A 13,705-nucleotide genomic window follows, 5' to 3' on the forward strand; every position below is an offset into this window, starting at 1 on the left:
TACGTCAGGCCGGACGGCGCGTGAGAAGCAGCGCGATGCCGAAACCGATCATAGTGGCGCCGGAGATCCGGTTGAGCCAGCCGAAGACGGGCCGGTTGCGGCTCAAGACGTTCAGGCGCCAGCCGAGCTGCGCATAGAAGAACACGGCGACGACTTCGAGTGCGAGAAAGACCACGCCCATGGTGGCGAAGCTCGCCCAATAGGAACCGGGCTCGATGAATTGCGGGAAGAAGGCCGTGAAGATGAGAATGGCCTTGGGATTGCCGCTGGCAGTCCAGAATTCCTGCAGCAAGAGGGCTTTCAAAGGCCGTCGGGGCGCAGCTTCGCCGGTGGGTGTGAGCGCGCCCCCTACCTTAAGGATCTTGATGCCGAGCCAGACGAGATAGGCCGCGCCCACCCATTTGAGGATGGTGAAGGCCATCTCGGAGGCTGCGAGCACCGCGCCGACGCCAAGTGCGGTCAGCGCGATCATGATTGCAAAGGCCGCAAGGCGCCCGCTTGAGGCGAGAACGGCGGTCCGGACCCCGTCCCGCAATCCGTAAGTGAGGGACAGCAGGTTGTTGGGCCCGAACGCCAGATTCAAGGCGAAGCACGCCGGTGCGAAGAGAAGAAGCGTGCTCCAGGTCATGCCGTTTTATCCGCGCAGGGCCTGCAGCACCTTGCCGCCGGGGCGTCCGCGCGGCTCGAGCCCGATGCGGCGCTCCACGTCCTTGATGGCTTCGCGGGTCTTGGAGCCGACGCGGCCATCCGGCTCGCCGACATCGTAGCCGCGGGCGGTGAGCAGGCGCTGCAGTTCGCGGCGCTCGGCGCGCGACAGCGGCGGATCGTCGGTCGGCCATGCGGTGCGGATGCCGGGCTGGCCTTTCAGGCGGTCGCCGAGCAGCGCGATGGCGAGACCGTAGGATTCGGCGGCATTATAAGAATAGACCGCGTCGAAATTCTTCGTGACGATGAAAGCCGGGCCGTTGATGCCCGCCGGAATGAGAATGCCGGCGGCGTAATCGCCCTGAAGCGGACGTCCGTCGATGCGGGTGACGCCCATGGCGGCCCAGGCGGAGAGCGGCTTCTTGTTTTTGCGACCGGCAAGGCCCGCCTTGAAGCTTTCTGGCAGGCGTACCTCGTAGCCCCAGGGAAGGCCGTTCACCCAGCCGGCCTTCTTCAGGAAGTTTGCGGTGGAATGAAGGGCATCCGGCACGGAGTTCATGATGTCCCGTCGCCCGTCGCCGTCACCATCGACCGCGAGGCGCTGGAAGGTGGAGGGCATGAACTGGGTATGGCCGAACGCGCCGGCCCAGGAGCCGCGCAAGTTCGCCGGGTTGATGTCCCCGTCCTGCACGATCTTGAGCGTCGCCATCAGCTCGCCCTTGAAATACTCGTTGCGGCGCGGAGCGTAGCAGACGAGCGTCGTGAGCGACTGCACCAGGGAGCGGCCGCCGATATCCTTGCCGAAATTGGATTCTACGCCCCACACTCCCGCAATCGCATGGCGGTCGACGCCGAAGCGCGCTTCAGCCGCCGCAAGCGCCCGGCCCCATTGGCCCATGGCGCCGCGGCCGTCCTGCACCCGCTCCTCATCCACCAAAGCCGCCAGGTAATCCCAGATCGGCGTCTTGAACTCGGGCTGATTGTTCATGAGGTCGAGGATCGTCAGATCCGGCTCGACGCCGCGCGTCGCGACATCGAAGGCCTGGCCCGAAATGCCCTTGGCGGCGGCCTGGCCGCGCAGGCCTGAGAGGCACGAGCGGAAATCGGCCTGAGCGGAGGCGGGAGCGGCCGCCGCAAGGGCAACGAGGCTGAGGAGCGCGGGAACAATGATGCGTTTCATGCCCGCGACCTTGCAAGCAATTTGGTTAATCTTATGGTAACGGAGCCCGTGCTCACGGATTTGTCAGGTAGGTCCTCGTTAGGCCTCAAGGTAGTCCGATGAAGCTCTGCCCTCACCCTGAAGAGTAGTGCACCTGCATCTCGAGTGAGGTTCCAGCGCATTCTGTGCGCGAAAGGCCGGAAAGAAGACTTCTGCTGATGGGTCACGGCGGCAAGTGGATAGCCGGATTGAAGCCCACCTCGTTTCCACTTAACCTCCGCAGTCTCCGAGGAGGCAACGAGGGGGAAGATCCGTATGGCGAGGCTCGTCTTTGCATTGAACCAATCGCTGGACGGCTATGTCGACCACATGGCATTTGGGCCCGGTCCTGCGCTTTTTCGGCATTTCATTGATGACGTGCGGGGCCTGGCCGGCACTGTTTACGGTCGCCGCATGTACGAGGTGATGCGGTATTGGGACGAAGACCATCCCGAGTGGGACGAGGCCAAGCGTGACTATGCCGCAGCGTGGCGGAGCCAACCGAAATGGGTCGTGTCGCGCTCGTTGAAGTCGGTTGGCCCGAACGCCACTCTGGTCAAGGATGACTTAGAAGCCGCAATGCGCGGGCTGAAAGCTCAGCTCGATGGTGTGATCGAAGTTTCCGGGCCGGAGCTGGCGGGAAGCCTGACTGACCTCGGCCTTGTCGACGAGTATCGATTGTACGTCCATCCCGTCGTGCTCGGCGGCGGCAAGCCGTTCTTTGTCGGGCCGCGCCCTCCACTGCGCCTCGTGGCGAGCGATCGCATCGACGAGGACGTGATCAAATTGACATACGTTCCAGCATAGTCGCGGCGATGAGCCTGACGGACCGCTGAATTCAACCGATTTCGGGATCAGGCAAGTCCGTCTGAATCCAGCGGTCGCTCACATGGATATCCGTGGTCTCGAGAACGCCTGGGCCGAGATTCTTGAATTTGTGCGGCACATTGGCAGGCCCGAAAACGACTTGGCCCGCCTCGCACTCGAACTTTTCGTTACCAACAGTGAACAGTGCCCGTCCCTGGCGGATGATGAAAATCTCGTCATAGGGATGCACATGCCATTTCGGCCCGACGCCGACCTCCTTGGTAGTGTAGAAGAGCACCGTGACGCCCGTGCCGAGGTTAAGTCCTTCAACCCGGCCCTTCCAGAGTTCGGGATGGGAAGCCCAATCGGAGCGGTTCAGGACCCGAGGCTTCTTGTCTGTCATGGTTCACCTGAAAGTGCGGCCCTGAAACGACAATGGCCGGGACGAGCCCGGCCATGAAGAAATCGATGCGAAGCCTTCAGGCCCAGGCGCGTTCGCCGAGCTTCTTCTCGAAGCTGTCGATGGCGGGGGCCTTTTCCATGGTCAGGCCGATGCCGTCGAGGCCGTTGAGCATGCAATGCTTCTTGAACGCATCGATATCGAACTTGATCGAACCGCCATCGGGGCCGCGGACTTCCTGCGCTTCGAGATCGACGGTCAGCGTGGCGTTGGCGCCGCGGCTCGCGTCGTCGAAGAGCTTTTCCAGGTCTTCCGGGCTCACCTTGATGGGCAGAATGCCGTTCTGGAAGCAATTGTTGTAGAAGATGTCCGCGAAGCTCGTGGAGATCACGCAGCGGATGCCGAAATCGAGAAGCGCCCAGGGGGCATGCTCACGCGACGAGCCGCAGCCGAAATTGTCGCCCGCCACCAGGATCTGGGCATTGCGATAAGCAGGCTGGTTGAGCACGAAATCCGGGTTCTCCGTACCGTCCTCGCGATAGCGCATTTCCGAGAAGAGACCCGTGCCGAGCCCGGTGCGCTTGATGGTCTTCAGGTACTGCTTGGGAATGATCATATCGGTGTCGATATTGATGATCCGCAGCGGCGCCGCGACGCTTTCAAGCACAGTGAACTTGTCCATGGTCTTATCCTACCCTCAAGCCGGCAACGGGCCGCCTTGGTTGCCTCATATCAAAGGCTTCGCGGCAGGACTAGAGCATAGGACCCAAAAGTGGAATGCACTTTTGGGATCAATCCTATGCTCCAGTTTAAATCTGGCGCATCGCTCTTTCGGAAAACCGTATCCACTTTTCCGTGCGATGCGCTAGGCCTATGATGGTCGCGGCGGGACAAGAATTTTACGTGGACTTATGTTTTCGCGCAATTTTGTGACGATCAGGCGGCCGCTTCCTCGATGGCTTCCATGTCCTCGTCGGACAGGCCGAAATGATGGCCGATCTCATGGACGAGCACATGGGTGACGAGGTGGCCTAAGCTCTCCTCGTGCTCGGCCCAGTAATCGAGGATCGGGCGGCGGTAGAGCCAGACCATGTTGGGAAACTGGCCCGTCTGCATCATGCCGCCCCCTTGAGCGAGGCCTATGCCGCGAAACAGGCCGAGCAGGTCGAACGGCGTCTCGCATTCCATTTCCGTCATGGTCTCGTCGTCGGGAAAATCCACGACGCGGATGACGACGCCCTCGCAGAGTTGCCGGAATGCTTGCGGCAGGCGCTCATAGGCATCGTGCGCGAGAGTTTCGAAATCCGCCAGGGACGGCGCTTGAAGATTGGCCCAATCGGTCATGAATCAGACAATGCCAAGCTGGAGCAGAAGCCACAAGACGAGGACGATGAAGCCGATCACGGACAGGCTGCGCCCGATGCGCCGCCCCCACAGCTCGATGGGGTCCGTGCCGCCTCCCTCCGAGGTGCCTTCGGCATCGCGGGCGGAGAAGTGATCCTGCGCCCGCCGGCTCATGCGGGCGAGCGATGACGAGCCGGCGGTTTCCGATTCGCGGCTGACCCGCTCCAGGGCCTCGCGGGCTTCACGCTGGCGTTCTTCCTCGTTCATGGTTCCCCTCCGGCGGCCTTTAAGCATTGCGCAACCATAAGCTTGATCGGGCGGTCAATAAACGGAACGCCTTTGGCCGTTTGCCGTTAACACCCCCGAATAGGCAATCCTTTGTGAGGCAACAATGCGTAAGATTCTTGGAGTTCTGGCTGTAGCCGGACTGACGGCTCTCGGCGCCGGCGCGGCGTCGGCTCAAGGCGTGGATGTTCGGATCGGCCCCGGCGGCGTGCGTGTGGAACAGAACCGCCCCGCTTATCGTGAGCGTGTGGTCGAGCGCCGTTATGTCCGTCCCGCCCGTGCCCGCACCGTCTGCCGGACGGAATACCGTGAGCGTGTCCGCGGCAATGGCGTCATCGTGCGCCGTCCGGTCGAAGTCTGCCGTCAGGTCGTGGCGGGCGGGCGCCGCTACGTCGACTAAGCACGCCACCATCTGAAATCAAAAAGGCTGCGGTTGAGCTCAACCGCAGCCTTTTTGTTTGGTCTGGAAGCCGATCAGCCGAAGGTTCGGATGTCCACGAACCGACCCGCGATCGCCGCTGCCGCCGCCATGGCGGGAGAGACGAGGTGAGTCCGGCCCTTGAAGCCCTGACGGCCTTCGAAATTGCGGTTCGAGGTGGAGGCGCAGCGCTCGCCGGGGGAGAGGCGGTCAGCGTTCATGGCCAGGCACATGGAGCAGCCGGGCTCGCGCCAGTCGAAACCAGCGGCCCGGAAGATCTTGTCGAGGCCTTCGGCCTCGGCCTGCATCTTCACGATGCCCGATCCGGGAACGATCATGGCGTTGACGGCCTGATGAACCTGCTTGCCCTCGACCACCTTTGCCACGGCCCGCAAATCCTCGATGCGGCCATTGGTGCAGGAGCCGATGAAGACGCGGTCGAGCATAATGTCGGTGATCTTCTGGCCGGGCTTGAGGCCCATATATTCGAGTGCGCGCCACTTGGAGAGGCGCTTGTTCTCGTCCTTGATCTCATCCGGGTTCGGCACCGCGCCCGCCACCGAGATCACATCCTCCGGGCTGGTGCCCCAGGTGACGATGGGAGGCAGGTTGGCGGCATCGAGGCGCAATTCAGTGTCGAAATGCGCGCCTTGCTCCGTGCGCAGGGTGTCCCAGTAACGAAGGGCCGCTTCCCAGGCTTCGCCCTTCGGCGCCTTGGGGCGATCCTTCAGATAGGCATAGGTCTTCTCGTCGGGAGCCACCATGCCCGCGCGGGCACCGCCCTCGATGGACATGTTGCAGACCGTCATGCGGCCTTCCATGGAGAGAGAGCGGATCGCCTCGCCGGCATATTCGATCACGTGGCCGGTGCCGCCGGCGGTGCCGATCTCGCCGATGATGGCGAGCGTGATGTCCTTCGCGGTGACGCCGGCGGGCAGCTGCCCATCCACAGTCACGCGCATGTTCTTGGCCTTCTTCTGGATCAGCGTCTGGGTGGCGAGCACATGCTCGACCTCGGACGTGCCGATGCCGTGGGCCAGCGCGCCGAAGGCGCCATGGGTCGAGGTGTGGCTGTCGCCGCAGACGATGGTCATGCCCGGCAGGGTGAAGCCCTGCTCCGGCCCCACCACGTGCACGATGCCCTGGCGGGTATCGAGCTCGTTGTAATATTCGACGCCGAACTCCTTGGCGTTTTCGGCCAAAGTCGCGACCTGGAGGGCGGATTCAGGGTCTTCGATGCCCTGCGTGCGGTCCGAGGTCGGCACGTTGTGGTCCACCACGGCCAGGGTCTTGCCCGGCTGGCGCACCTTGCGGCCCGTCATGCGCAGGCCTTCGAAGGCCTGGGGGCTCGTCACTTCGTGCACGAGGTGGCGGTCAATGTAGAGAAGGCACGTCCCGTCAGCCTGCCGATCGACGACGTGGTCGTCCCAGATCTTGTCGTAGAGCGTACGCGGGTCAGCCATTTTTCTCTTCCATCGATCGTCAAGGAAAGTCGTGTTTAGCGCCTCCCGCTCATCAGGAAAAGGTGTCCCAAACGCGCAGCGCCTTGAAAGTATCGCATAGCTGAATGAGCTGAACGCGCAATTAAATTTTTCGAACGATGCTCATCGGCAACGCTTATGTCGACAAACAAAAAAGCGCGGCTTTTCGACCGCGCTTTCCGAAATCCGGGAATTGGAGAACAGGCCTTACTCGGCGGCAGCCGGGGTCTTGTTCTTGTTCTTGTCCTGGCGGTCAGCGCGCTCGGCGATACGGGCCGACTTACCGCGACGGTCGCGCAGGTAGTACAGCTTGGCGCGGCGGACGGCGCCGCGGCGCACGACCTTGATGGACTCGACGTTCGGCGAATAGACCGGGAACACACGCTCCACGCCTTCGCCGTAGGAAATCTTGCGGACCGTGAAGCTCTCCTGGATGCCGCCGCCGTTACGGGCAATGCAGACGCCTTCATAGGCCTGCACGCGGGAGCGCTCGCCTTCCTTGACCTTCACATTGACGATGAGGGTATCGCCGGGCTGGAAATCGGGAATGGTCTTGCCGAGCTTGGCAATCTGCTCTTGCTCGAGCTGCTGAATGAGGTTCATGTCTTACTCCTGCCGTTGCATGGTCTTAGGTATCCCCAAGCCAGCTGGATTTCGGCGTCCTGTTTTAAGTTAAGGCCGCGCCTATACAGGAGTTTTGGGGGATTGTCGAGCGGTCAGAAGCCAGATGGTCATCCCGGGGCTGCGAAGCAGAACCCGGGACCGCGAGCGGGATGAAGCACACCCCTCTGTCATTCCGGGGCGAGCGTTAGCGAGAGCCCGGAACCCATAAACACTGCAGATACAAGAGAAGGCTGTTTGTGTTGGCGTGCTTCTTCTGCGCATTCGGGGGCTATGGGTTCCGGGCTCGCCTGCGGCGCCCCGGAATGACAATAGGGGGCCTCATCCTGCCCGCGATCCCGGATCGGCTTTGCCGTCCGGGATGACACTCTCGGTCACCGCTCCAGCAGATCCGGCCGTCTCTCGCGCGTGATCCGCTCCGATTCCTCGCGCCGCCAGCGCTCGATATGGGCGTGGTTGCCGTTCAGCAGAACGTCGGGGATGGGGCGCCCCTCCCATTCTCTCGGCCTTGTGTAATGCGGATATTCGAGGCGGTTCGTCTCGAAGCTCTCCTCGGTGCCGGAGGCCTCCTTACCCATGACGCCGGGTAGAAGACGCACGCAGGCATCGAGCACGATCATCGCCGCCATCTCGCCGCCGGAGAGGACGTAATCGCCGATGGACACCTCTTGCAACCCGCGTGCTTCGATCACGCGCTCGTCCACGCCCTCGAAGCGGCCGCAGACGATGACGGCGCCGGGACCGGCTGCGAGTTCATGTGCGTAAGATTGAGTAAGCGGCTTACCGCGCGGGCTCATGAGCAGCTTTGGACGCGGATCATCAGGCGTGACGGCGTCATCGATGGCAGCGCCCAGCACATCGCAGCGAAGCACCATGCCGGGGCCGCCGCCTGCGGGCGTATCGTCGACGGTGCGGTGACGGCCGAGGCCGTGATCGCGGATGTTCCTCGCTTCCAACGACCACACGCCGCGCGACAGCGCATCACCCGCAAGCGAGATACCGAGCGGGCCTGGAAACATCTCAGGGTAAAGCGTGAGGATGGTGGCGGAGAAACTCACGCGCTATCCTCGCCGGGTTCGGGCTTGCCGATCTCGAAGAAATCGTCCGGGGTTGCTGCGATCACGCGCTTAGCCATGATATCGACACTCGGGACGAAGGCTTTCGTGAACGGCAGTAGCGCCGTCGGGCCTTTGCTGGCGGGCGCGATTTCGAGAAGATCGCCGCCGCCGTAATTCGGCACGGCCACGATGGTGCCGATGGTTTTGCCAGCTTCGTTCTGAACGGTCAGACCGATCAGGTCGGCGAGCAGGAATTCGTCTTCTTCGTCAGGCGGCGGAAGCTTGTCGCGTTCCAGATAGAGCTGCACGCGGTTCAACGCCTCGGAGGCCTCGCGCGTGGTCACACCGTCGACGACGGCGATCAGGATATCCGGCGCGCCGCCGGGAGCCTGACGCACAGTCTTGAGGGAATAGGTTTTGCCGCTCGTTGCGATAAGCGGCTTGTACTCGGCAATCGCCTGCGGATCGCCGGTATGGGATTTCAGCCGCACCTCGCCCTTGAGGCCATGCGAGCGGCCGAACTCGCCCACGAGGACGAGGTCGGTTCTTCCCGCTAGAGCCGCACCGCTACCCTCCCCTTGAGGGGGAGGGTCGGACCGCAGGTCCGGGGTGGGGTGGGGGCGCGACCTTGCAGAACGGGGTGTTTCCACCCCACCCCGCCGCTGCTCACGCAGCATCGACCCTCCCCCTCGAGGGGAGGATGGGTTGCGCCCCCGTGTCATGGTGCTTAAGCAGCCTCGCCTTCGCCAGCCGGAGCAGCGGCGGCAGCGGCCTTGGCGTCGGCGCGCTCCTGGGCCTTCTTGCCCGGGACGGCCTTCTGCGGGTTGCTGCGGGCCGGACGCTTCAGGAGGCCGGCAACGTCGAGGAAACGCAGAACGCGATCGGTCGGCTGGGCGCCCTTGGCGAGCCAGGACTTGATCTTCTCGATGTCGAGGGTCACGCGGGTTGCGTCATCCTTCGGCTTCATCGGGTCGTAGGTGCCGACCTTCTCGATGAAGCGGCCATCGCGCGGGGAGCGCGAATCGGCCACGACGATACGGTAATAGGGACGCTTCTTCGCACCACCACGGGTGAGACGGATCTTCAGGGACATGGGTTTCTCCTTCTAGTGTCCTGTGATCAAACCTGTGCCGCATCGGCTCGACCGATACGGCGAAAAATCATTTCTTCTTCCCAAACGGGAAACCGCCGATGCTCGGAAGTCCGGGGATCTTCGGCCCGAGACCCGGCAGGCCCGGCACACCCTTCGGCATGGGAGGCAGAGCACCGCCCGCGCCGCCGGGGAAATCGGGGAGCTTGCCGCCCATCTGCTTCTGCAGCGCCTCGATCTGCTCCGGGGTCGGCTGGGGCATGCCGCCCATTCCGCCGCCGCCGATGCCGAACATCTTGCCGAGCTGGCCTGCCATGCCCTTGCCTTTGCCGCCGCCCATCATCTTCATGACGTCGGCCATCTGGCGGTGCATTTTGAGCAGCTTGTTGATGTCTTCGGGCTTCGTACCGGAGCCGGATGCGATGCGCTTCTTGCGCGAGGCTTTCAGGATATCCGGGTTGCGGCGCTCGGCGGGCGTCATGGAATCGATGATGGCGCGCTGGCGCTTGATGACCCGGTCGTCGAGATTGGCGTTCGCGAGCTGCGACTTCATCTTGGCGACGCCGGGCATCATGCCCATCAGGCCGCCAAGGCCGCCGAGCTTTTCCATCTGGGCCAGCTGATCGCGCAGGTCTTCAAGGTCGAACTTGCCCTTGCGCATCTTGTCGGCCATGCGCTGGGCCTGCGCCGCGTCGAAGTTCTCGGCGGCTTTCTCGACCAGCGAGACGATATCGCCCATGCCGAGAATGCGGTTGGCAACGCGCGAGGGATGAAACTCCTCCAGCGCATCGACCTTTTCGCCCGTGCCGATGAGCTTGATCGGCTTACCCGTCACGGCGCGCATCGATAGCGCGGCACCGCCGCGCGCATCGCCATCCATACGGGTCAGCACGATGCCGGTGACGCCAAGGCGCTCATCGAAGGCGCGCGCGGTGTTGACCGCGTCCTGGCCGGTCAGCGCATCCGCCACGAGCAGAACCTCGTGAGGGTTGGTGGCGGCGCGCACGTCGGCTGCTTCCACCATCAGCGCCTCGTCCACGGTCACGCGGCCTGCCGTGTCGAGCATCACCACGTCGTATCCGCCGAGGCGCGCGGCCTCCATGGCGCGCTGCGCGATCTGCACCGCCGACTGGCCCGCCACGATGGGAAGCGTATCGACGCCCACCTGCTTGCCAAGCACGGCGAGCTGCTCCATCGCCGCCGGACGGCGCGTATCGAGCGAGGCCATGAGAACCTTGCGGTTCTCGCGATCCGTCAGGCGCTTGGCAATCTTGGCGGTGGTGGTCGTCTTACCGGAACCCTGCAAGCCCACCATCAGAATGCCGACGGGCGGAACCGCGTTGAGGCTGATCACCTCCGCATCCGAGCCCAGCATGTCCACGAGCTGATCGTGGACGATCTTCACTACCTGCTGGCCGGGCGAGACCGACTTGATGACCTCAGCACCGACCGCGCGGGCGCGCACCTTGTCCGTAAACGAACGCACGACCTCGAGCGCCACATCGGCTTCGAGCAGCGCGCGGCGGACTTCGCGGAGCGCCGCGTTCACATCCTCTTCCGTCAGCGCGCCGCGGCGCGTGAGGGAATTCAGGATGTTGGAAAGTTTATCGGAAAGGCCTTCGAACATGATCACTCAATTCCTTTTGCAATGAGTGGTACATCGCGATCCGCGATGGCCTTTTCAAACTGGTTGATTGCCGCCTCGAACTTGTCGCGGCAACCGGGATTGCAGAAGCCGACCACTTCGCCGCGATAGAGGGTGAGCGAATCCGCCGCGATCGGCTTTTCCGACCACGGGCAGGTCTCGTTGACCGCGTCCTCGATGCGCAATGTGTCTTTCGACATCCGTCACGTTTCCCAATCGCGAAACCCAAATGAAAGCGCGCCCGAGGGCGCATCGCGCTGTCGGACGTTGACCTCCAGCCTCTCGGGCTGGTCGGCGGCTCATAAGGGCTCGCTCTACAGATTTGCGGTCAGGCGATAGAGGAATGGAGACGCAGAGTCAAGGAAAAGGCAGAAAACGGAAAAGTTGAAGGAGCTTGACCGTGTCAGCCGAACTTGCGCGTCATCCCGGACGGCACAGCCGATCCGGGATCGTGTGCAGGATAGAGCACGATCCGCTGTCATTCCGGGGCGAGCGTTAGCGAGAGCCCGGAACCCATAAACACCGTAGATGCAGAATAAAGCCGTCCGGCTCGAAGTGCTTTCTTTCAATCGTCGCGGTTATGGGTTTCCACGTCTTCGGCGCGGCCCTTCGGGTCGGGCTCCGCTGCGCGGCCCCGGAATGACAAAGGGGTGTGCCTTACTCTGAAAGCGATCCCGGATCAGCTTATGCCGTCAGGGATGACACCTGGCGTCCAGAATAACGCCACGGCATCTTGCCGAAGCCCTCCCGAACCCCCACGCTTAAGGCTCCTTCAGGACCTCGATGACGTATGAATCGCCGCACCCTCCTCAAAGCCCTCAGCTTCCCCGCCATCGCCGCCGGCGGCACCTTCGGGTGGATGACCGCCGCCCGAGCGTCGAACCGCTATTACCAGGGGCCGGTGAGCGACCATTTCGACGGGGTGAGGTTCTTTTTGCCCAATCAGCCGCAGGACAAGGGCTTTGCCGAATTGCTGCGCTGGCAGCTGAGCGGCGGGCGCAAGGACTGGCCGGAGAGTTTCCCGAGCCCCTTTCAGGACAAGCCTCCGGCTGAGGTGAAGGACCTGCGGGTGACGCTGATCGGGCACGCCTCCTTCCTGATCCAGGTGGCGGGGCTCAATATCCTCACCGATCCGGTGTTTTCCCAGCGGGCGAGCCCGGTCTCGTTCTCAGGCCCGAAGCGCGTGAACCCGCCGGGCGTCGCCTTCGAGGACCTGCCGCCGATCCATGCGGTGCTGATCACGCACAACCATTACGACCACCTCGACATCGAGACCCTGGGCCGTCTCTGGCAACGCCATCGCCCGCGTGTCGTGGCGCCTCTGGGCAACGACACCATTATCAACGCAGACCATCCCGACATCGCGGTCGAGACCCGCGATTGGGGCGGGTCGGTCGATCTCGGCCAGGGCGTCACCGTCCATCTGGAACCCGCCTATCATTGGTCCGCGCGCGGCATCAACGACCGGCGGATGGCGCTCTGGTGTGCTTATCTGCTCACCACGCCTGCCGGCACGATCTACCATATCGGCGATACAGGCTTCGGCGACGGCAAGATTTTCCATGCGGTGCGCGAGCGCTTCGGCGCGATCCGCCTCGCCCATATCCCCATCGGCGCCTATGAGCCGCGCTGGTTCATGGAGCCGCAGCACATGAACCCGGACGATGCGGTAAAGGTGTTCAGCATCGTCGAACCGGAACAGGCGCTCGGCCACCATTGGGGCACGTTCCGCCTGACGAATGAAGCGGTCGACGAACCGCCGCAGGAACTGGCGACGGCGCTTGAACAATTGGAGATTCCGCCGGGGCTGTTCAAGCCGTTACGGCCCGGCGAGGTGTGGCAGGCTGTCCCTCAGTCCTTCGGCTGAACGTAGATGTTCACCTCGAAATTGGTGTCCTGGGAATCCGTGAAGGCGCTCACGTATTCCTCGATGAAGGCGTCCTTGGCGGTGATTTCCTTGATGTCGAGATAGGCGGTGATCGTCTCGTAGGTGCCGTCGATCTCGTCATAGGCGTCCTTGTGCACGAAGCGGAAGGACTTGCCCTCCGGCGTCTTGCCGAACTTGATCTCGGGCGTCAGCTCGGTCTTGCCCTCAGGGATCTGCGCGATCGGGACCATCGCCTCGTATTTGAAGCCGTTGTCGTCCGTATGGACGAAGATCGTGAGCGGACGGCCGGTTGGCGCGATGCCCGCCTTCTTCAATTCGTCCTCGAGCTTGGCGAAGGTATTCTTGAGGTTGGTGAAGGCATCGTCCCAGGTGCTCGTGCCAGTGAACACGATGGTGGGCTTGGAGACGAGAACGCCCTCCTCCACGCCGGTCGGGTCGCTCGGGTTGGGGAACAGGGTCGTGCGGCCCGCCTGCTGCGCCGGCGCAGGGGTTGCCGGAGGCGTCGCGGGAGCAGGCTGCGCCTGTGACGGGGCGGGCGTTGCTGGAGTTTGCGAGGGAGCCGGAGCGGGTTCAGCGGTCGCGGGAGGGGCTGGTGTCGTGGGGGCAGGCGTTTCCGGAGCGGCAGAGGCCGGGCTCGTAGGAGCGGGCGCTGCCGGCGTGGCAGGCGTTGCCGCTGGCGGAGCCGAAGGCGCAGGCTCGGAAGCTGCGGGCGCGGACGGGGCCGTATCGGCGGCCGGTGGAGTCTGGGCCAGGGCTACGCTTGAGCAGAGGGCGAGCACGAGACAGATGGTGGTGGAGCGCAGCCGCATGGAAAGCCTTAACCTC

The 13,705-nt window shown here is 63.3% G+C and carries 17 protein-coding genes; 3 read left to right on the plus strand and 14 right to left on the minus strand.

Annotated elements, in window-relative coordinates; translation table 11 throughout:
* Window positions 1-4: 4 nt before the first annotated feature.
* Entirely contained in the window at window positions 5-628 is a 624-nt protein-coding gene (locus AB4Y85_RS17165; RefSeq protein ID WP_441986135.1) for a LysE family translocator, read from the minus strand.
* 6 nt (window positions 629-634) lie between these two features.
* A complete protein-coding gene (locus AB4Y85_RS17170; protein ID WP_441986136.1) occupies window positions 635-1,825 on the minus strand; it encodes a lytic murein transglycosylase in 1,191 nt (396 codons plus the stop codon).
* 294 nt (window positions 1,826-2,119) lie between these two features.
* On the opposite strand from AB4Y85_RS17170, the gene AB4Y85_RS17175 reads away from it, so the two are divergent.
* Window positions 2,120-2,650: a dihydrofolate reductase family protein gene (locus AB4Y85_RS17175; protein ID WP_441986137.1), complete on the plus strand. Its 531-nt coding sequence runs from the start codon at window positions 2,120-2,122 to the stop codon at window positions 2,648-2,650.
* Between the two features lie 31 nt (window positions 2,651-2,681).
* Here the strand turns inward: AB4Y85_RS17175 and AB4Y85_RS17180 are convergent, their stop codons facing one another.
* The 4 genes from AB4Y85_RS17180 to AB4Y85_RS17195 form a co-directional block, all read right to left on the minus strand.
* The gene (locus AB4Y85_RS17180) at window positions 2,682-3,053 is read right to left on the minus strand and encodes a cupin domain-containing protein (RefSeq protein WP_441986138.1); all 372 of its coding nucleotides are present in this window, start codon (window positions 3,051-3,053) and stop codon (window positions 2,682-2,684) included.
* Window positions 3,054-3,129: 76 nt separating this feature from the next.
* The gene (gene leuD, locus AB4Y85_RS17185; RefSeq protein WP_441986139.1) at window positions 3,130-3,732 is read right to left on the minus strand and encodes a 3-isopropylmalate dehydratase small subunit; all 603 of its coding nucleotides are present in this window, start codon (window positions 3,730-3,732) and stop codon (window positions 3,130-3,132) included.
* A gap of 254 nt (window positions 3,733-3,986) precedes the next feature.
* Window positions 3,987-4,394 carry a metallopeptidase family protein gene (locus AB4Y85_RS17190; RefSeq protein ID WP_441986140.1) on the minus strand — a complete coding sequence of 136 codons (408 nt, stop codon included), beginning with the start codon at window positions 4,392-4,394 and terminating at the stop codon, window positions 3,987-3,989.
* Between the two features lie 3 nt (window positions 4,395-4,397).
* Complete coding sequence (locus tag AB4Y85_RS17195) at window positions 4,398-4,661, minus strand: hypothetical protein (RefSeq protein WP_441986141.1); 264 nt, start codon at window positions 4,659-4,661, stop codon at window positions 4,398-4,400.
* A 124-nt stretch (window positions 4,662-4,785) separates the two neighbouring features.
* On the opposite strand from AB4Y85_RS17195, the gene AB4Y85_RS17200 reads away from it, so the two are divergent.
* On the plus strand, window positions 4,786-5,079 hold the full coding sequence (locus tag AB4Y85_RS17200) for a hypothetical protein (protein ID WP_441986142.1): 294 nt from the start codon (window positions 4,786-4,788) through the stop codon (window positions 5,077-5,079).
* Between the two features lie 74 nt (window positions 5,080-5,153).
* On the opposite strand, the gene leuC is transcribed toward AB4Y85_RS17200, so the two are convergent.
* The 7 genes from leuC to AB4Y85_RS17235 all read right to left on the minus strand — a co-directional run bounded on the left by leuC (window position 5,154) and on the right by AB4Y85_RS17235 (window position 11,192).
* Window positions 5,154-6,560: a 3-isopropylmalate dehydratase large subunit gene (gene leuC, locus AB4Y85_RS17205; protein WP_441986143.1), complete on the minus strand. Its 1,407-nt coding sequence runs from the start codon at window positions 6,558-6,560 to the stop codon at window positions 5,154-5,156.
* 225 nt (window positions 6,561-6,785) lie between these two features.
* Window positions 6,786-7,181: a 50S ribosomal protein L19 gene (gene rplS, locus AB4Y85_RS17210; RefSeq protein ID WP_441986144.1), complete on the minus strand. Its 396-nt coding sequence runs from the start codon at window positions 7,179-7,181 to the stop codon at window positions 6,786-6,788.
* Between the two features lie 392 nt (window positions 7,182-7,573).
* Window positions 7,574-8,257 (minus strand): tRNA (guanosine(37)-N1)-methyltransferase TrmD, encoded by a 684-nt coding sequence (trmD, locus tag AB4Y85_RS17215; RefSeq protein ID WP_441986145.1) that lies wholly within the window; start codon window positions 8,255-8,257, stop codon window positions 7,574-7,576.
* A complete protein-coding gene (gene rimM / locus AB4Y85_RS17220) occupies window positions 8,254-8,934 on the minus strand; it encodes a ribosome maturation factor RimM (RefSeq protein WP_441986146.1) in 681 nt (226 codons plus the stop codon). Before rimM ends, trmD begins: the two co-directional genes overlap by 4 nt.
* Before the next feature lie 50 nt (window positions 8,935-8,984).
* Entirely contained in the window at window positions 8,985-9,350 is a 366-nt protein-coding gene (rpsP, locus tag AB4Y85_RS17225) for a 30S ribosomal protein S16 (RefSeq protein ID WP_441986147.1), read from the minus strand.
* A gap of 67 nt (window positions 9,351-9,417) precedes the next feature.
* Window positions 9,418-10,974 carry a signal recognition particle protein gene (gene ffh / locus AB4Y85_RS17230; RefSeq protein WP_441986148.1) on the minus strand — a complete coding sequence of 519 codons (1,557 nt, stop codon included), beginning with the start codon at window positions 10,972-10,974 and terminating at the stop codon, window positions 9,418-9,420.
* A 2-nt stretch (window positions 10,975-10,976) separates the two neighbouring features.
* The gene (locus tag AB4Y85_RS17235; protein ID WP_441986149.1) at window positions 10,977-11,192 is read right to left on the minus strand and encodes a glutathione S-transferase; all 216 of its coding nucleotides are present in this window, start codon (window positions 11,190-11,192) and stop codon (window positions 10,977-10,979) included.
* A 590-nt stretch (window positions 11,193-11,782) separates the two neighbouring features.
* Between AB4Y85_RS17235 and AB4Y85_RS17240 the strand changes: the two genes are divergently transcribed.
* Window positions 11,783-12,859, plus strand: coding sequence for an MBL fold metallo-hydrolase (locus AB4Y85_RS17240; protein WP_441986150.1), 1,077 nt, complete (start codon window positions 11,783-11,785; stop codon window positions 12,857-12,859).
* On the opposite strand, the gene AB4Y85_RS17245 is transcribed toward AB4Y85_RS17240, so the two are convergent.
* A complete protein-coding gene (locus AB4Y85_RS17245) occupies window positions 12,844-13,689 on the minus strand; it encodes a GyrI-like domain-containing protein (RefSeq protein ID WP_441986151.1) in 846 nt (281 codons plus the stop codon). The genes AB4Y85_RS17240 and AB4Y85_RS17245 overlap by 16 nt on opposite strands.
* Between the last annotated feature and the right edge of the window lie 16 nt (window positions 13,690-13,705).

This window comes from Microvirga sp. 2YAF29, assembly GCF_052114605.1.
Lineage (GTDB): Bacteria > Pseudomonadota > Alphaproteobacteria > Rhizobiales > Beijerinckiaceae > Microvirga.